This is a genomic window from Prevotella melaninogenica (assembly GCF_018127925.1).
Classification (GTDB): Bacteria; Bacteroidota; Bacteroidia; order Bacteroidales; family Bacteroidaceae; genus Prevotella; species Prevotella melaninogenica_C.
This window is the reverse complement of the sequence record NZ_CP072348.1, coordinates 545515-563523: the sequence shown is the minus strand read 5'-3', so window position 1 is coordinate 563523 and position 18009 is coordinate 545515. Positions and strand designations below refer to the sequence as shown.

Annotated in this window: 15 protein-coding genes, 1 tRNA gene and 1 pseudogene; 3 read left to right on the top strand and 14 right to left on the bottom strand. The window is 37.7% G+C overall.

Annotated elements, in window-relative coordinates:
• Positions 1-29: 29 nt before the first annotated feature.
• The 3 genes and pseudogenes from J4861_RS07815 to J4861_RS07805 form a co-directional block, all read right to left on the bottom strand.
• The gene (locus tag J4861_RS07815) at positions 30-881 is read right to left on the bottom strand and encodes a GAS domain-containing protein (protein ID WP_211817510.1); all 852 of its coding nucleotides are present in this window, start codon (positions 879-881) and stop codon (positions 30-32) included.
• 57 nt (positions 882-938) lie between these two features.
• Positions 939-2384 (bottom strand): hypothetical protein, encoded by a 1446-nt coding sequence (locus J4861_RS07810; RefSeq protein WP_211817509.1) that lies wholly within the window; start codon positions 2382-2384, stop codon positions 939-941.
• An 11-nt stretch (positions 2385-2395) separates the two neighbouring features.
• A pseudogene (locus tag J4861_RS07805) lies at positions 2396-2818 on the bottom strand (TraG/VirB4 family ATPase); the annotation flags it as partial.
• Between the two features lie 160 nt (positions 2819-2978).
• Between J4861_RS07805 and J4861_RS07800 the strand changes: the two are divergent.
• Positions 2979-4184, top strand: coding sequence for an ISL3 family transposase (locus J4861_RS07800; RefSeq protein ID WP_211815863.1), 1206 nt, complete (start codon positions 2979-2981; stop codon positions 4182-4184).
• Here J4861_RS07800 and J4861_RS13565 read toward each other — a convergent pair.
• The 4 genes from J4861_RS13565 to J4861_RS07780 all read right to left on the bottom strand — a co-directional run bounded on the left by J4861_RS13565 (position 4181) and on the right by J4861_RS07780 (position 7318).
• The gene (locus tag J4861_RS13565; RefSeq protein WP_428842175.1) at positions 4181-4408 is read right to left on the bottom strand and encodes a tyrosine-type recombinase/integrase; all 228 of its coding nucleotides are present in this window, start codon (positions 4406-4408) and stop codon (positions 4181-4183) included. The two genes, J4861_RS07800 and J4861_RS13565, sit on opposite strands and share 4 nt — an antisense overlap.
• 204 nt (positions 4409-4612) lie before the next feature.
• Positions 4613-5980, bottom strand: coding sequence for a transposase (locus tag J4861_RS07790; RefSeq protein ID WP_211816589.1), 1368 nt, complete (start codon positions 5978-5980; stop codon positions 4613-4615).
• A gap of 122 nt (positions 5981-6102) precedes the next feature.
• Positions 6103-7017, bottom strand: coding sequence for a site-specific integrase (locus tag J4861_RS07785; protein ID WP_211817507.1), 915 nt, complete (start codon positions 7015-7017; stop codon positions 6103-6105).
• Between the two features lie 228 nt (positions 7018-7245).
• Positions 7246-7318 (bottom strand) — tRNA-Lys (locus J4861_RS07780).
• 765 nt (positions 7319-8083) lie between these two features.
• Between J4861_RS07780 and J4861_RS07775 the strand changes: the two genes are divergently transcribed.
• Entirely contained in the window at positions 8084-9001 is a 918-nt protein-coding gene (locus J4861_RS07775; RefSeq protein ID WP_211817506.1) for an IS982 family transposase, read from the top strand.
• 277 nt (positions 9002-9278) lie between these two features.
• Complete coding sequence (locus J4861_RS07770; RefSeq protein ID WP_211812620.1) at positions 9279-10631, top strand: alanine/glycine:cation symporter family protein; 1353 nt, start codon at positions 9279-9281, stop codon at positions 10629-10631.
• 53 nt (positions 10632-10684) lie between these two features.
• Here J4861_RS07770 and J4861_RS07765 read toward each other — a convergent pair whose 3' ends face one another.
• From J4861_RS07765 to J4861_RS07735, 7 genes are all read right to left on the bottom strand, one after another.
• A complete protein-coding gene (locus tag J4861_RS07765; RefSeq protein WP_211817505.1) occupies positions 10685-11242 on the bottom strand; it encodes a transposase family protein in 558 nt (185 codons plus the stop codon).
• Between the two features lie 42 nt (positions 11243-11284).
• Positions 11285-13165 (bottom strand): IS1634 family transposase, encoded by a 1881-nt coding sequence (locus J4861_RS07760; RefSeq protein ID WP_211817504.1) that lies wholly within the window; start codon positions 13163-13165, stop codon positions 11285-11287.
• Between the two features lie 198 nt (positions 13166-13363).
• Entirely contained in the window at positions 13364-14611 is a 1248-nt protein-coding gene (gene serB / locus J4861_RS07755) for a phosphoserine phosphatase SerB (RefSeq protein WP_211817503.1), read from the bottom strand.
• Between the two features lie 591 nt (positions 14612-15202).
• The gene (locus J4861_RS07750) at positions 15203-15709 is read right to left on the bottom strand and encodes a 4'-phosphopantetheinyl transferase family protein (RefSeq protein WP_211817502.1); all 507 of its coding nucleotides are present in this window, start codon (positions 15707-15709) and stop codon (positions 15203-15205) included.
• The gene (gene gldE / locus J4861_RS07745) at positions 15690-17009 is read right to left on the bottom strand and encodes a gliding motility-associated protein GldE (protein WP_211817501.1); all 1320 of its coding nucleotides are present in this window, start codon (positions 17007-17009) and stop codon (positions 15690-15692) included. Before gldE ends, J4861_RS07750 begins: the two co-directional genes overlap by 20 nt.
• Positions 17009-17416: a single-stranded DNA-binding protein gene (locus J4861_RS07740; protein WP_174254473.1), complete on the bottom strand. Its 408-nt coding sequence runs from the start codon at positions 17414-17416 to the stop codon at positions 17009-17011. Before J4861_RS07740 ends, gldE begins: the two co-directional genes overlap by 1 nt.
• 30 nt (positions 17417-17446) lie before the next feature.
• A complete protein-coding gene (locus J4861_RS07735; protein WP_004360852.1) occupies positions 17447-17986 on the bottom strand; it encodes a hypothetical protein in 540 nt (179 codons plus the stop codon).
• Positions 17987-18009 lie beyond the last annotated feature (23 nt).

Sequence of the window (18009 nt, the reverse complement as noted above, 5' to 3'; positions counted from 1 at the left end):
TGACAGTAACAATTAGGCGAAGGTGGGTGTTAAACTTGGGCTAAAAGAAATTGTAAGTCAGAATATATTTTTGAAAGTCTACTGTCAATCTCACTGGCTATAGCAAGGCGATCACTAACCCAGAGTAGATGAGCTGCATCATCAACATCATTGAGACTATCCTTATTCTCCTTATTATACTCTACTCTACAAGTACAGTTAGAATTATTCTGTAGCCAGTAGGATATACGGTCATTAACCTTATCAGCCTTTTCCTTATCTGACCATTCTTTGTTAAACTGCATGACCTCCACGACATCAGAATGAGGATTCTCATTTGTCAGCTTCCAGTCAATATTCAACTTTGCTCTGTGAATACGAATACCTATAAAATGTTTTGGACCTGAATAAAGTGTAAGTTCTGCCTTAAAGGTCAGCTCTCCAAGATTCCGATAGTTTGCCTTACGAGTATAACGGTAACAAGAACCGTCTCTTGTATCCCATTGACCATCACCTTTCCATGTAAGACCAAAAGCTGACTCAAGAGACTTCATGATAGCAGGGAGTCTATTACCTCCATCGATAGTATCATTATAGTCATCCTTTAATTCTTCACGCTTATCTTTCAAAACAGAAGACTCAACCTCAAGGTCACTATATTGTTTTTTCAAAGCTTGAATCTTTGTTTCAAGATCTTTTAATTGTTTACGTAATTCTTGATATTTGGTATAGTTACCTCTACGTGACTCCTCCTGCATAAGGGTGAACGTCTTTTTATATTCACTATTTAAAGATTCAATTTCCTGATTCTTTTGGCGCATAGCTTGGGTATTTTCTTCTATAAGACGGTCCATAGCGTTAAGGTCCTTCTTCATAGAAGATAAGTCCAACTCCGTTTCCATTGCAAAGTTTATAGAGGAAGGAGTTAGGCTCTTTCCCTGATCACCGTTCTCTTTCCATTACAAAGAAGAGGATGCAAGCTTTTCTCCAGATTGACAATCAAGAGTAAACGTAGCTGTGCTTGCTTGGGCTAACTCTGAAGGTGAAGCAGACTGGTAAGGGATAGGATCATCATAGCCAATCTTATAGACACCCTCCTCACCTTCACTATTGAGTTCTGCAAGCTTTATCTTCATTTGTTCCTCAAAGACCTGCTTATTCATTGTACGACTATCGAAGACGGCATCATAGACAACGCTTTTTGTATTCCAGATGTCGACAACTTTAATAGCATAGCCATAAAAGCAGTGTCGCTTAGTATGCTTTTTGCCCCATAAATGCTTGTAAGTCTCATTAAGGTTCTCATGTAAAAGAGAATAAGTAATAGTTGCATTATGACCAGGATGCTCAATATTATATTTGTCTACTGAAGCTTGACTCCAGCCAGATAGCCTCTCTGATGTTGATCTTGCAGCAGCATCCTCTGATGGGGTCATTATATGACAGACTACTTTATCCTCTGGACTAATAAAATGCAACCAGCCAATCCAAGGCTTATCACGATCATCATCGGGCTTAGGCGAATAGTTGCAAAGAACTTTAGTCCCAGCATCTTCACTATAGATATAGTAACGCTGAGTGAAGTAACCATCCGACTCTTTTCTTACATAGTCAGCCATATAGGTATTCACATTGTAGTCTGCAATATGAAAGATACGGTCTGCTACTTCATGTCCGTTGACTTCAATAAGGTTACGAATAGTATTCTTAATAGCATTGATGTTTGCAAGGCGTTGCATCTGCTCACGTGTTTCCCTAAAACCTTCATACAGATACATGGCATCTGTATATTTCATTTTCAGGGCTTTTACAATCCTGGACTGAGGATTAAGTTTCAAAGCAAGATCATCTACGCCCTGCCAACCACTGGCTGCAATGCTTACGCCAGCTTGTGCCACGTCATAGAGAGCTTCTTGTAAATCATTCTCATCAAGATCCTCTAAACCTTTTGTAGAAGTTAAGTCATTGAGTTTCTCCTCATAATTCTTTAAATCCATCTTCACTGGATTTACAAACTTCTTTAAGTCTGGAGCAAGCTCACGAAAGCGGATACCTTCAAAACCGAGTTTACCATTAGTACAGACTGACTGAAACAACTTACATAGTTCGATAGTCTCGTCACAGGTCTGAAACATATAAGTACCCCAGTAGAAAATCTTTTCTGGTGACATATATATACCAGTAGAGGCAAGAGCTGCTGATTTGTAATTAGCAAGTATCTCATTGAGAGCCTCATTAGAAGCCTTCTCAGTTTCATTTTCAGTATATAAAGCAGCTACCATTGCTTCAACGGTTTTCTGATCATGGTTGATAGAAACCCATGAAACAGCATTGCCTGCCCTCACGGACGAAACCGTGAGAAGCAGGAATAATATAAACCGTAAATAAGACTTAAAATGCTTCATATTGATATATTCTAATTTGAAGTAAGACTCTTCTGAAGGTTCAGAGGCTTTCCTTCTGCAAGAACTTTCTTTGAAAATTCTAATGATTTCTTGATACCACTACGCTCCCAGTCTCGACAAAATACCTCAATGGCATGTTGATAATCAGTAGAGAGCATTCGCTTATATAACTTCAAAGCATCTTTCTCTGCTTTCTCTGTCGTATATGCCATATAACACTCACGAGGTTATTCAACACCATAAACATCACCTGTGATGCCACGCTTGATATAAACCTCTTTGAAAGCACTTCTATCAGCCTTATTATCCAAACGATTAATGGTAAATATCTTTTTACAGTCTATGTCTGTAAGCGCAAGGACCGTCTTGATTTTATCAAACTTCTCCTTATACTTATTTTGATCAAGAAGCATAAACACATCAGAGTTGTTGATAGTAACTATTCAGCGGTATTGATCAGTCTGTATTTTCTCCTCTAAAATCTTCGTATAAAGGCTATAAATATGGTTCTTCCGTTAAATGGATAGATATCTCTGATTAGTTATATATAAAAGCTGGTATTATGTATCTTTGTAGTGACCAAACTTCAAGAACATGAATACCAGCATAATGCAAAACGCCTTAGGCGTCTCCCAACAAGATTGTCAGAATCTGCGCTACGAAGGTAATAACTTAGTTTTAGAAATCCAAACTCCAAAGGAAAAACTTTGTTGTCCTGTATGTGGAAGTCATAATATTAATCGTAACGGCAGTCATATTCGTCGCTTTGTAAGTGTTCCCATAGGTCTGAGCAAGACCTATCTGGACATGCGTGTACATCGTATTCAATGTCACGACTGCGGCTGTATCAAACAAGAAAACATCGACTTTGCGAAAGGAAAACGTCGGCACACTATAGCTTTTGCAAATATGGTGTTTGACCTGTCTCGCTTTGCAACAATTCAAGATATATCATGGTTCCTACAGGTATCCTGGGATGTAGTACGTAATATACAGATGGAGTTTCTACAGTCAAATTACTCTAACCCAGACCTTTCCATGTTAAGGCGTATTTCCATTGATGAGTTTGCCACTCATAAGGGGCATGTATACAAGACCATAGTTGTAGATTTGGATAATGGTCATATTGTTTATGTCGGTGATGGTAATGGCAAGAATGCTCTTGATGGATTTTGGGAACGGCTCGGCAAAGACAAAGAGCATATACAAGCAGTATGTACAGACCTTTCTGCCGCATATACACGAGCTGTAAGTGAGCATCTTCCCAATGCAGCACTTGTAGTAGACCACTTTCATGTAACCAAGCTTATGAACGAAAAGCTGGACTTGCTAAGGAGACAGTTATGGCATGAGGAAAAGGACATCAACAAGCGTAAAGTAATCAAAGGAACACGTTGGTTGTTACTCAGAAATGGAAATGATATCTTTGATCATGCACACAGAAATAGACTGGAGAACGCACTAAGCCTAAACCGTCCGCTAATGATTGCCTATTATCTCAAAGAAGATCTTAAGGAAATATGGAATCAGTGTAGTAAGCAAAAGGCTAAAGCTGTGTTGGATGAATGGGTAAAGCAAGCTATAGAATCCAAAATACAACCATTAATGAAAATGGCGTCAACTATTAGAGCATACAAGACATACATATTAGCATGGTATGACCATTATATAACAAACGGAACAATAGAAGGAATTAACAACAAAATAAAAGTTTTGAAAAGACAGATATATGGGTTCAGAAATGAAGAATACTTCAAATTAAGACTATATGCACTGCATGATAGGAGTCTACGCATTTAACGGAAGAGCCTTTTATCTAGTATTTTTGCATAACAATGCTGTGTTGTTTTTATATCTGAATGCCCTAGTACTTTAGCAACGACTTCTATTGAGTAGCCTTTATTTAACATAAGCATACCGCAGGTGCGCCTTGCCCAATGAGTAGCCAAAGGTTTGTCTATATCACAAGCCATACTAAGAATCTTCAAAGCTCGATTGTAAGATTGATTTGTACGTTTTGGAATTTGATAATTATATTTAGGGAATTTCAGTTAATTCCCTCTTAGAGCTCTCCAAGGCAGCCAAAAACTGCATTCTTTTCCTTGGAGAAGGTCCCAGAAAAAGAATATGCTGTGTTATTTGTTCAAAAATCTCAAATAATGAGTCATATGAGCACACCTGCCCTTTCCATACTATCTATGGACTTGTAAAATTATCCTTAAGTTTTATTAGGCAGCCTTCTTCACCCTCCGAGCCATCTCCCTTGCGGCAAGAATGGCAGCATTTGCTGTATGGATTCCGAAGAAGAGTAGTAGCCTCTCGCTAAACATATTGCGTGCCTTGATGCGTCCAAGGCTATAGTGTTGCTTTTGATTTCCAAAGCTACCCTCCATTACCGTAGCTCTGAGGTTTCCAATAATCTTTCTCGCTGTCTTGAGACATTCAGCTTCTTCTTTGGGTCTTGGACCTTTTCTAGTGAAACAGGTCGTTATGCCTTTTTCTGTACACATAGTGCGGTTGGCATTGTTGGCGTATATGGAATCGGCACCTACACGCTTGACTTTGATTCCCGTCAAAGATTCTTGATATTCTATACATAGCTTAAGACGGACACCCTCGTTGAATGCCTCAAAGCTGTGGTGCTCTATGAATGATATGCCGTCTATCTGTATGTTGTTGACCTTTGCCCCAAACTCTACACGCTTGTTTTCCTTGCCTCTGACAATAGGACGGAGGTAGGGGCGGTCGATGCTGACGATACGGTGCTTGACTTCCTTGCCGGAGAATAGTTCTGACTGTTGGAGGCATACCTCACGCACAGCGGACAGCCGCTTTTCTTGTTCTGCCGACAGACAGATGCAAGGACTGTACTGTTTACGCAGACGATTCCATTGGGACAGGAGTTTGGACAGAAGCCTCAGGAGTCTTCTCCTGAGCTTGCGCGTGGACGAGGCTGTGTGCTTGCGCTGCTTAGCGTATGCAAGCCTGGCCTTGTCAATATTATTATACTTGCTTCTCGGAATACGCTCTGAGAGGTGTTTACACTCGGAGACCAGCAGAGTGTGAAGCCAATAACAACACTCCCAGAGCAGCTTGATATCCGTAGGAAAACGCAGGTAGCTCTCGTAACAGGTTGCATCCGTCAAGCACAGGTCTTTGTCTTTAAGGTTGTCTTTCCATTTGGCATACAATATGCCCTGAAAGCTGTCTATGTCAAGAAACTGACCAAGACGATTGCGTATGGCACTTACAATCTTTCCATCCTTGATGGGACAGGAGGGGTCTATCAGAACACCACAGAACATCTGCATGTGGATGCTTCCGTTAAGCATTTCTATCAGACCATCGTCAGACAGACCTGTGTATGACTTAAGGAACATTAGGGCTATTTCTCCTTCACCCGAGAAAAGAGGCTTTTTGCCTCGCTTGCTCTTATGGCTAAGGATCGTATACTCTGCTGCCAACTCCTTTAGTGGGAGCTGGGAATGAATGCGTCCAAGTTCGCTTTGTGCAAAGCTTTCACGATAGCTCTGTAAAAAATCGAACTCTGTAAAGGGCAAAGTTGGTGTTATATCAGAAATTTTTTGTATCTTCACGACGATTTATTTTAAGTTTTCCCCCGATTCTGCCCGTGATGGGTCGTTCGGGGGATTTTATGTAAAGGTACAAATAATATATTATGCTGACAAACAATTAGTTAGAAAAATTCTGAATATCCCTATTTATCAAGCAACTTTTCTAAAGCTGGATAGATGACCGTTACATACGTCTCTCCACTTTTTTTACGTTTACCAGAAAGAACGGTAACGCTATCAACTACTGTAAGCTTTTCAGGACTGAAATCCATTAAATCTGTGTATGCCATCCCTGTATAACACTGTATTAAGAACAAATCACGAATGACCTTAAGAGAAGGAGGAATATTCTCTATATTTTCTATTTTACTAAGTTCCTCAATAGATAACCAACGTCCTTCTTCTGCAAAACCACGTTTTATTTTTAATCCATCACAAGGATTTTTATCAATTTTCTCATGCTGGATAGCATCATTAATATAGACTTTTAGAAATTTCATATAACTACTAACAGTAGTTTGTCTCAATTTCTGAGTAACCCCTTGTACTGAAACTTCTTTACCCAATAGAAAATTGTAATAGTCAGCAACATTTCCTTTAGTGAGATCTGAAAAATAAAGAATCTTTCCAAACTCATCTAAAGATGTAAGGAGTTTACGATGATTTATTTTTGTTGATAATTTAATATCATTTCGTTCTTCTATTCTACGAGCAATATAATCTACAAACGTCTCTGAAGAAGAGGTATCCATTCTTTTTAAGAATATATCAAAGTCTTCCCATGAAAAAACAGTTTCCTGCTCCATAAGGGAATTAAAATAGGATTCTATCTTATCCTTACAAAGCATTAGTCTCTCATTTAGCTTGTCTGAGTCTAAACAATTAACAACATAGGTTTTTTCATTCCATTGGTCTTTGTACAATTTAACACCTGTACTAATCCACTTACGCTTCCGATCGTGTTTTATCTCTAGTTGTACAAGTCCCTTTCTTTTATCTGAGGAACGATTCTTTCTATCGAAAACAAATCTTGATGTTGGATATGATAATATCGTCATTTTAAATTTTGGTATCACAAGAAAAATATCAAAAGTGGTATCACAAGTGATATCACTATGGGTACAAAGATAAGTAAATATCGGTAAATATCGGTAACTAAAAACGCATAAATTCACCATGAAAAATAATCTTTTTAAGGCAGGATGAACTCTAAAATATCGCATAATTGGCTGATTATCAAATAAAAAGAGAATAACTGTATAAGTTATTCTCTTTCATTTACCAAGTGATTCGCATGGGGCTCGAACCCATGACCCCAACATTAAAAGTGTTGTGCTCTACCAGCTGAGCTAGCGAATCTCCCTATGCTTTTATAAAGCGAGTGCAAAGGTAACAAGAATTTCTGATAATTCCAAATTATTTATAACTTTTCTTGTGCCTTTTTATTTATACATTGCAATTTGATGAATCTTTAAGTTTGATGCATGATGATTTGCAGAAGGATAGGAGTTAAACCCAAATCGGTCATTAGACCACAATATGTTTAGCCTCTAATGACCGATTTGGGTTAAGCTAACATATCATCCGATACAATCTTAGTTAGAGTAGTTTATTTTCTGTTTATCTTATATTTGTAAAATATTTTGAGTCACCTCGTTATCAATACATGCTCTTCTGGCTTTCAATTAACGCCCAATAGCCTTGCAAAAGACGCCCTTTTGAGGTCTTACTAACGCCCTTTAAGAAGCCTATTAAGCATCTTTTGAGATGCCTTAACTTAAGTGGTTGATTCCCTGTTGGTTAGAAAGATGATGTTTGCATGTGTTTTTCGTCCTCATTATAAGAGGTTTATTTGGATTTATGTAAAGTCTTTTCAATGCGGTATGTATAGTTGAAGTATTTCATGATGAGATTTTCAATGTAGGTAGGTGAGGGATATAAGAGAGTTTATGAATGATAATTACACCGTTAATTAGATAATAAGATAGCATTATATTGAGCTCTACATGATGAAAATGTTAATAACCTGAACTCGGGATAAGAAAAGTCTGCAAAAAGTTGGTAATCTCATTATATTTTTGTAACTTTATAGTTGAAAATCAATCAATTACAATAAATATAACAATGATTACCAAGGACAAAATTACTGAAATTTTCTGTATTGCAGATGACTTTTGCAAAGAATTTGAGTTAGAAACTGATAAAATAGGTCTCTCAGAAAAGAATAAAGGATGTCATCGCCATCGTAGGTGGCGTATGAGTAAGTCTGAAATCATAACGATATTAATTTGCTTCCACTTTAATTCCTATCGTAATTTTCGTCACTATTATACCTTTTTCGTAAAAGAGCATTTAGCAGATTTATTTCCAAATCAATTGTCTTATAATCGTTTTCTTGAATTAGAGGCAAGAGTCTCTGTAGAGATGATGATGTTCCTGCAGATATGTTGTTTTGGGAGGTGTACTGGTATTAGTTTTATGGATTCAACTTGTATTCCAGTTTGCCATAATAAACGTATTTGTCGCAATAAGGTTTTTAGAAATTATGCAACAAGGGGTAAGAGTACAATGGGATGGTATTTTGGATTCAAACTACATCTTATCTGTAATGAAAGAGGTGAGATTCTAAACTTTATGCTTACTAAAGCAAATGTTGATGACCGAGACGAAAATGTATTTAACAGGTTGACAGACAATGTGTTTGGTAAATTGTTTGCAGACAAAGGGTACATTTCTCAAGGATTATTTGAGCGATTGTTCAATGATGGAATAAATTTAGTTACTGGCATTAGGAGTAACATGAAAAACAAACTAATGCCACTTTATGATAGACTTCTTCTAAGGAAAAGATCTGTAATAGAGACTATCAATGATGAGCTAAAGAATGTAGCTCAATTAGTGCATTCAAGGCATAGAAGCATATTTAATTTCGCAATGAATGTTCTCTCTGCTATTGCAGCTTACAGCTTCTTTGAGAAGAAGCCAGCAGTGAACATAGACTTTGCTATAGAGCAACATTCGGGACAGCTTACATTATTCTAAAGTAATCTGTTTTATTATTATCTTTAGGCCCAATCAAAAGATTGAGTCTAAAGAGCCGTTGTACTAAACCAAACAGAAGAGTGGGATGATATTTATCCCGAGTTCAGGTTAATACAAAAGTAATTCTGTGATTAACTCAAAAAGTTGCTTTTATAGTTGCTTTGTAAAAGATAAAATACTATATTTGCGGCGTAAGATTGAGTCTTTAATCTGTTACTAAACAATCAAAAGTGGTATTATCCACTAATCTATTACTAATATCTAAACTATGTAGCCAATGAATGTATTAGACTATGTAAAAGCGTTCAATGAGTTTTTGTGGAATAGTTTTCTCATGTACGCATTGTTAGGAGTAGGCATTTTCTATACTGTCTACCTTGGTTTCCCACAGATTCGCCATCTAAACTTGGCGTTTAAGTATGCTTTCGGTCCAATATTTAAGAAGCGAAAGCCTGGTGAAACAAAAGTTAATTCATTCCAAGCATTAGCCACAGCTGTAGCCGCTCAAGTTGGTACTGGTAATATTGGTGGTGTGGCAACAGCTATCGCAAGTGGTGGTATGGGAGCTATCTTCTGGATGTGGGTATCTGCATTGTTAGGAATGAGCACCATTTTCTCTGAGGCAGTACTTGCTCAGAAGTATAAGAAAGAGTATCATGGCGAGACGGTTGGAGGCTCAGCTTATTATCTTTATTATGGACTTGGTAGTAAGTGGCTTGCTGTTTGTTTTTCTGTTGCTATTGTTCTTGCGTTGGGATTCGTTGGAAATATGGTACAAGCAAACTCTATCTCAATAGCTTTGAATAATGCTTTCCATATACCTTCTTATATAATAGGTATCGTTTTAGCAGCTGTTGTGGGTGTAGTAATTATTGGAGGACAACGCCGAATCACCGCTATTGCCGAGCTCTTAGTTCCTTTCATGGCGATTGTGTATATCTTGGGTTCGCTTGTCATCATTTACATGTTTGCTGATCAGTTGCCTCATGTTATCCGTACAATCTTCCAAGATGCTTTCTCTATGAAGTCAGCAGCAGGTGGAGCCGCTGGTACGGTGATGAAATATGCCATTCGTTATGGTGTTGCTCGCGGTCTGTTTTCGAATGAGGCTGGTATGGGTTCAACACCTCATGCTCACGCTCTGGCTGATGTTAAAGACCCTTCTGAGCAGGGATTTGTAGCTATGGCAGGTGTTTTTGTTGATACCGTTCTTATCTGTACATCAACAGCCTTTGTCATTATGCTGACAGGTTCTTTCCAAAATCTAAGCTTAAAATCGGTTGCTATTACGCAAGAAGGTTTCGAGATAGCTTTTGGAAATGGTGGAATTATCTTCCTTGCCATCAGTTTAATCTTCTTTGCTTTCACAACAATTATAGGGTGGTATATGTTTGCTGAGATGAATATCAAGTTTATGTTTGGTAAGAAGGGTATTCTTTCTTATCGTGCACTTGTTGTTCTCTTTGTCTTTCTTGGCTGCCTCTTTGCGGCAGATATGGTATGGGAATTGGCAGATACCTTCAATGGTCTGATGGTAATTCCTAACCTTATTGGTATTATCTTCCTTGCCCCTCAGGTAAAGAAGATATACAAGAACTTCTTAGCTCACAGAAAGGAAAATAATTCTTAAGGCTTTTGTCAACTACTATCTTTATTTTCTTTTGATGTTTCTTCTTATTGAACTTATCTTGACTTTTGTTTCTTTTTCACTTTCTTCATCAGAATAATAATAAATGCTATATAATTCCATGCTTGCCAACTGGTCAAAGTAACATCAAATCTGTTCAACAGACTTCTGTATGAATCCAACCACGCATTTGTTCTTTCTATGCTGTACCTTTCTTTATACAGTATATTGTCAAACAAATAGCAATCTTGCCCACCCCCTGCTCTATAATTAAATGCTACATTTGCAAACACACCCATTCTTAGGCACATGTGTCTAAACTCTTTTGCATCGAATCCCGCATCAGCATTGAGAAATAATCCATCAGTAGAAATATCAGACTTTGTGAGTTGTGAGAACACTTCTTTAACCACTTCCGAAATATTGTACAAATCATTGTGAGAACCTGCAACTAGAGTGGATAGGGCGAGTGGTATTCCCTGACGGTCAGTTACATAAATAGCATTTGTAGTCTTGCTCTTCTTGCGTCCCTGATGGCTCTGACAATCTCCACCACGTAATGCTGTAGTATGGCTGCCATCCAAATTTATACTTAGCCCAAGTTTAATACCCACCTTCGCCTAATTGTTACTGTTACCGTACTTTCCTCGTTTTTCTTATGGGCTCTGTGTCCTACAAATTTTATTCTTTTTGAATGGTGAGTGTTTTAAGTTCAACTTATCGTATATCTGTTTTGCTTGCTTCGAAGGACTACTACATTGGCGCATCTCGATGGTTTCACCTAATGGATTCTTCCCTTTTGTGGTGACGAGCTTTTGGGTGCTCATACGTCGTACTATCTCGGTCCAGTAACAGGATTCTCCTTCTCGTTTTAATTGACAACGGATAGTGTTTACCACCCAGTAGGCTAATAAACCGAAGAAAAGGTGTGCGTCGCTTCGCTCATCTTTCTGATGATAGATAGGACGGAGGTTGAGATCATTCTTTAGTTGTCTGTTCGTACATTCTATCTCACGAATGAGATTGTAGTATTCCCATGTTACACGTTCAGAAAGTGTCCTGACATTGCTGCGGAGGAAATAGACTCCATGACCAGATTCCATTGCCGAGAGGTCTTTTATCTCCCAGTCTACACGCAGCATCTGCTTGGGTTTCTTCTCGTTTTTTATGTAGCTTATCTGGTAGAACTTCGCTATAGAAGGGTACTTCTGTATGGCACGTCCTGTACGTTCAACAACCTTTTCATAGGTTTTTGTTCCACCTTTCTTGGAGATTCCATTGTTTATCCTCTGCAGTTCCATCTCAAAACGCTCTCTCCAAACCCTGTTCATGGACGACTCTGTCATAGCTTTCGAAGGAGATGTTATTTCGAGATAATAATCCTTATCATCCTCTGTCTTAACCTCTTTCAGCGTTATCTTCTGCCGACGGGCATCCATTACCGTAACACTCTTGTTATCATCACTGAGCGTATAGTCCTTCATTTGCGTACGGGATACGCAGAGATAATTGTAACCCTTTTTCTTTATTAACTCCAAGTTCTCTTCTGTGGCAACACCTGCATCCATGACAACAAGCGTATCCTTGCTTCGTGATGGATTCCTCTTTGCCAGCGTATCAATCATATTGGGTAGAGACTTGGGATCTGCTGTATTACCCTCTAAGATTGAAGAATAACGTATAAAACCTTCTTTATTGATACATAATGCAAGTACAAGTAGCTTACAGTCAGAGCGCTTTTCTTTTGAACGACCGAACTTGGCTTTATCGCTATTACGCTTGCTACCCTCGAAATAGAAGTTGGTTAAGTCGAAGAGCATCAACTTGTTGTCTATATTAAAGAGAACGTCAGTAATGCTGCACAGATGATGCTCTAACTGTTCCTTTAGTTCATATAATTTATCAGTGATTTTATACAGAGAATTGATTCCTGGTGTCCAGCCAGGAACTCCACTATAAAGTTCAGCGGCAGCCGAGTTATCGCGCAAATAATAATAAGATGAACGTTCAGAAACTGCATATACCGTGCGAACAATCAATGCTGACAAAGCCGTGTGTATTGCATTCTCCGTCCAGCCGTTTTTGCGCAGGAAACCCTCTAATTGTAGCTTGTCTATTGTCTGCTTGCAGAGCCACTCTGCACCAACATTCCTTGCGTCAGTATAGTTTGCCGTCTCAAGGTCAATATAGTTCTCATATTTTCTCAGCGACTTCTGCTCTTCCTTATTAAACCGATCGATTCCACCTTCTTTCTCCATACGGATCCACCATTCGTCAGCCTTTGCCTGTTCAATAGGAGTAAGACCGTCAAGATGTTCTTTGAAAAGCGAGGGTGTACTTCTATTTTTGAAGCGTTCGGTAAGAGCGTATGCAATTTTTCGAACCTGTACAGCAGTAAGTGAAGGTTCGAACCCGATGTTCAACAGAATTAGCGAATGTACATGACCCTGCACATCACGATATGACTCCTTGATGCGATAATAAGGAGCCATGTCGCCTGTGGCAGGGTTGAATCGTGTCTGTACATTTGCGTGCATGAGTGCAAAGTAACAAAATAATTTTGATATGACTGTGTCCTACAAATCAGATTTTACTCCTCGTTACAATACCCTATACTTGATTATCAACCATTTATCAAATTGATACTACACAAAACATCCCGAAAATTTATGAAAAATAATTTTGCCGGTTAAACTTGGGCTAAATACGTTCAGAATCTAATGGAGCTATTTAGATTAAAGTTTACCAGCTTCGCCCAAATAACTATCTTTAAAACCAAGAAAGTAAAGTACACCATCTAAACCGATAGTAGTAATATTTTGTTCAGCATTAGCTTGTACACGTGGTTTAGCATGAAAAGCAATACCCAAGCCAGCCTCAGAAAGCATAGGAAGATCGTTAGCACCATCACCAACAGCTATAGTCTGAGCGAGATTAACCTTCTCTACTTGTGCTAATAACTTTAATAGCTCAGCCTTACGTTTACCATCAACAATATCACCAAGATAGCGCCCTGTAAGTTTATTATTCTCATCTATCTCAAGTTCATTAGCATATACATAATCAATACCGTACTTGCGCTGTAAATACTCTCCAAAATAAGTAAAACCACCACTTAATATGGCTATCTTATATCCACACTGCTTCAAAACAGTCATTAAGCGATCAACACCTTCTGTTATAGGCATTGTTTCGGCAATATCCTTCATGACGTCAGCATCGAGCCCCTTCAACAAAGCAACGCGTTCTGTAAAGCTTTTCTTAAAGTCAATTTCACCACGCATTGCACGCTCAGTAATAGCAGCAACCTGTTCTCCTACCCCAGCACGTTTTGCTAATTCGTCAATACATTCTGTCTGAATGAGTGTAGAATCCATATCAAAACATATTAGCCGACGCATACGTCTGTACATATTGTCTTCCTGCAAAGAAAAATCAATTCCTTGTTCGTGACTCATCTGCATGAGATCAGCCTGCATCTGTCGATAATCTTTTGGGGTACCACGCAATGAGAACTCTATACATGCTCTGACATTCTGATTACTTTTACGAATACTCTGACGACCCGTCAAACGAAGAATAGAATCTATATTCACACCTTGTTCTGTAATCACCCGAGTAGCCTCTTCGATATTGCGAGCTGACAAAGACCTACCAATAATCGTGAGAATATATCGATTTTTTCCTTGTCTATTTACCCAATCTTCGTATTCATCATCCGTTACAGGAGCAAAACCGATATTTACACCAAGTTCTGTAGCCTTGAATAACAGTTCTTTCATTACCTGCCCAGCCCCCTGCTCGTCAATACGAATAAGAATTCCAAGAGATAATGTGGAATGAATATCAGCCTGACCAATATCTAAGACATGGGCATTATAACAAGCGAGAATTGACATCACCGCTGTTGTCAATCCAGGTCTATCTTGTCCTGTTATACGTATAAGTATCAGTTCTTCCCTTTTTACGTTTGCTTCGTTCATAATATGTTTTTTTAAAGATACAAAAGTAATCATTTCTGACGAAGTAAACAAATAGCAATTATCATTTATACATACTCTGCGGTTTACTATAAGTAAGAATCATTAAAATAAGTATGAAACCAGTATAATTGCTCTATTGGGACAATGCGAAACGTTTAAATAAAATAAAAAAACGCACTTAAACTCATAGAGCAAGTGCGTTCCTAAAATCAATTATAAAATATATAATCTAAACTCATACAACATTAGTTGTACCAAATTTCACCACCAAGCGTTTCATTCGCATCGGTATGTTCCTGACTGTTCTGATTCTCGAAATCATGATTTTCGAAGAACTCTCGTGTTTTGCTTTCTTTCATGTTTATACCTCCTATTAATTAGACTAAATGGTAAATATATTACGTTATCCGCTTAATGACTGATACAAATATAGGTAAAATGAAAATAAAAAGCAAGTTAAACACTGAATTAATTAATTATTTAAACATTTTTTACTGCATAATGAATTTTTTATACAATTATATTCATTTATGATATCAAAACTATTATCTGTGATTAAGATGTACCAGTAAAGAAGAAATAAAATAATACTTAATACCAAGTGTAAGTCAAAATGTACTTTGAAGAACACTCACATTGAAACTTAAGCGTGATATTACGCTTCATATTAGTTACTAAGCTTAACTGCGGGTCTACTTTTATATCTTTTAAAGCTAAATGTTCAGAAGAAAAGAGCTTATACATAGTTTCCTTGGCACACCAAACAATAAGCTTATCTTTTGTATCAGCAAAGAGCTCATCATCTCTTAGGAAACGTGATGATATACGGTTTACTCTATCAGAAACGTATTCTATATCAACACCAACTTCATAGTCACGAGAAAGAATAACAGCAACATAACCAAGAGTATGAGATATACTTATATGATAGCCCTCTACCATTGGTTTACCATCCTCATTATGTTCTACTAAAGGTTCATAGCCTAACATTTCCGTTAAGATACAATGTACCCCATCTTTCTCAGCCTGTCTTCCTCTCTCTATCTCCAACAGACCAATGACGACCTTACCCTCGGCATCATTCGTTATCCTTACCACAAACAGTAACTTTAACTTTACTAATACGACGCTCTTCAATAGCTAAGACTTCAAACTTATAGTTCTTATAGTCCAGCATCTCATGTACTGCAGGGAAATCTCCTTTGATTTCTAATAGTAAACCTGCCACGGAGTCAGCATCACCTTCTATCTCATCAAACTCATCATCTGGGAGATTAAGAATCTTAGAGAAGTCTTTCAAGAGAGTTTTACCCTCAAATATGTAGATATTAGAACCTAACTTTGTATAGTTACGCTCTTCTTCATCAAACTCGTCATTAATCTCTCCGACAATTTCTTCAAGAATGTCCTCTAAAGTAACAATACCACTCGTACCGCCAAACTCATCAACGACAATAGCTATATGAACTTTATTCTCTTGGAAGTCACGTAAGAGATCGTCTATCTTCTTCGTCTCTGGAACAAAATAAGGTGGTCGAATCAAACTCTGCCATCTAAAGTTAGTTGGCTTAGATAGGTGAGGCAGGAGATCCTTAATATAAAGTACACCTCGTATGTCATCTTGATTATCTTGATAAACAGGAATACGAGAATAGTTATTATCAACGATACATTTCAAGACATCTTCATATGAACAGCGGATATCCAAATCTATAATATCCTGACGAGAAGTCATTACCTCTTTTGCAGTCTCATCTCCAAAGCGAATAATACCTTGCAGCATACCCTGCTCATCCTTAATATCATTCTTATCAGTCAATTCTAAAGCCTGTTCAAGATCATCAACAGACAACTGACGATTCTCCTTTTGAACTACTTTTTCAGCAAAAGCACCACTTTTCAACAGTATAGTTTCAATAGGCCAAAACAACTTACGAAAGAAAACAATGCCTTTGACACCACTTCTACAGAATGCCAATGGATTTCTTCTACTATAAACCTTCGGAACTATTTCACCAAAAAGTAAAAGCAAAAAGGTTAAAAGAATTGTCACACAGAGAAACTGTAACCACTCCTCCTTAAAGGTAAACAGACTGGAAAAGATATAATTACACAGCATAATAATCGCAACATTGACAAGATTATTCGTAATCAGAATTGTTGCCAACGTACGTTCACTATCGTCTCTAAACTGCTGAATAAGTTTATCAGAAGCATTCTTATCTGGGTCAAGCGACTCTATATCAGTTGGAGATAAACTAAAAAAAGCAATCTCCGACGCACTTGCAAAAGCCGAAAGACTTAGTAGAAAAACAGCCAATAGAATTGCAAGAATCACACTAATATCTATTGGATTAATACTTATATAAGAAGAAAAAACTACTAAAAAACTATCCATTAAAAAGGTAAATTAGAATTATCTGTAGTATCGGAAGCATTATCATCTACTTTCTCTCCAGACACACTTTCAGATTTACGGGATGCGGAAAGCCATTCAAGGTTGTCACCATAAATCTCTGTAACATAACGACGCATACCTTTCTTATCATCATAAGTACGATAACGCACACGCCCCTCAATATAAAGTTTATCGCCTTTATGAATATACTTCTCAGCATACTTAGCCAATGCCTTAAAGAGAACTATGTTATGCCAATCAGTGTGATCAGGTACAACCGTACCATTTGGAAGTGTATATCCACGCTCCGTTGTTGCCAAAGTAAAAGAGGCAACACATTGGTCTGCCTCATAATATTTTATCTCTGGCTCTCGACCAACATTACCAATTAACATTACTTTATTCATAAGAAAGCAATAGCAAAAAGGCATGTGGGATTACTTCCACATACCTAAATATCTAAACTTAAAATTCTTACCTTTAGCAGAAGGGAACTGACTTCTATTGTCAACCCTATCTTTTAGATACTCAACGATACGATTATAGCAATCCCATCCAGAAACAGCCTTACACTGTGCTACGAAATGAGTATCACGATATTCATGTTTACCAGAAGTAGGAATGAGAACAACACGCTTAAAATCAAGTTCACCTTCATACCATCCCTCACGTTCCTCATTGAGATGCATAATAGCAGGATTATCCTTACGAACGATTCCATCAACAACCGGACGAAGGGCTTTTTTCTGCTTAAAATCCATCATAGTAGCTGCCTCAGTCTTAATGACTATAAAATAAACTCGAGGACGAACCTTATAACGTTTTGGATAAAAGACATCGTTGGAAGCATAATTTCTAATATCATCTTCCAATTCTGGAGTGAGTTGAATGTCAGGAATAGAACTTAAAAAATCCAAAGCTTCCTCAACATTGTGTACTAATACTTCATTATCGAAATATCGCAAATATAAATTCATAAAGAAATGCTATGTATGTTTCT

Coding starts and splice junctions, on each gene's coding strand:
- gldE (WP_211817501.1), bottom strand. CDS start 17,009: ATGGATAGTTTTTTAGTAGTTTTTTCTTCTTATATAAGTATTAATCCA.
- J4861_RS07735 (WP_004360852.1), bottom strand. CDS start 17,986: ATGAATTTATATTTGCGATATTTCGATAATGAAGTATTAGTACACAAT.
- J4861_RS07800 (WP_211815863.1), top strand. CDS start 2,979: ATGAATACCAGCATAATGCAAAACGCCTTAGGCGTCTCCCAACAAGAT.
- J4861_RS07785 (WP_211817507.1), bottom strand. CDS start 7,017: ATGACGATATTATCATATCCAACATCAAGATTTGTTTTCGATAGAAAG.
- J4861_RS07770 (WP_211812620.1), top strand. CDS start 9,279: ATGAATGTATTAGACTATGTAAAAGCGTTCAATGAGTTTTTGTGGAAT.
- J4861_RS07760 (WP_211817504.1), bottom strand. CDS start 13,165: ATGCACGCAAATGTACAGACACGATTCAACCCTGCCACAGGCGACATG.
- J4861_RS07740 (WP_174254473.1), bottom strand. CDS start 17,416: ATGAATAAAGTAATGTTAATTGGTAATGTTGGTCGAGAGCCAGAGATA.
- J4861_RS07775 (WP_211817506.1), top strand. CDS start 8,084: ATGATTACCAAGGACAAAATTACTGAAATTTTCTGTATTGCAGATGAC.
- J4861_RS07815 (WP_211817510.1), bottom strand. CDS start 881: ATGGAAACGGAGTTGGACTTATCTTCTATGAAGAAGGACCTTAACGCT.
- J4861_RS07810 (WP_211817509.1), bottom strand. CDS start 2,384: ATGAAGCATTTTAAGTCTTATTTACGGTTTATATTATTCCTGCTTCTC.
- serB (WP_211817503.1), bottom strand. CDS start 14,611: ATGAACGAAGCAAACGTAAAAAGGGAAGAACTGATACTTATACGTATA.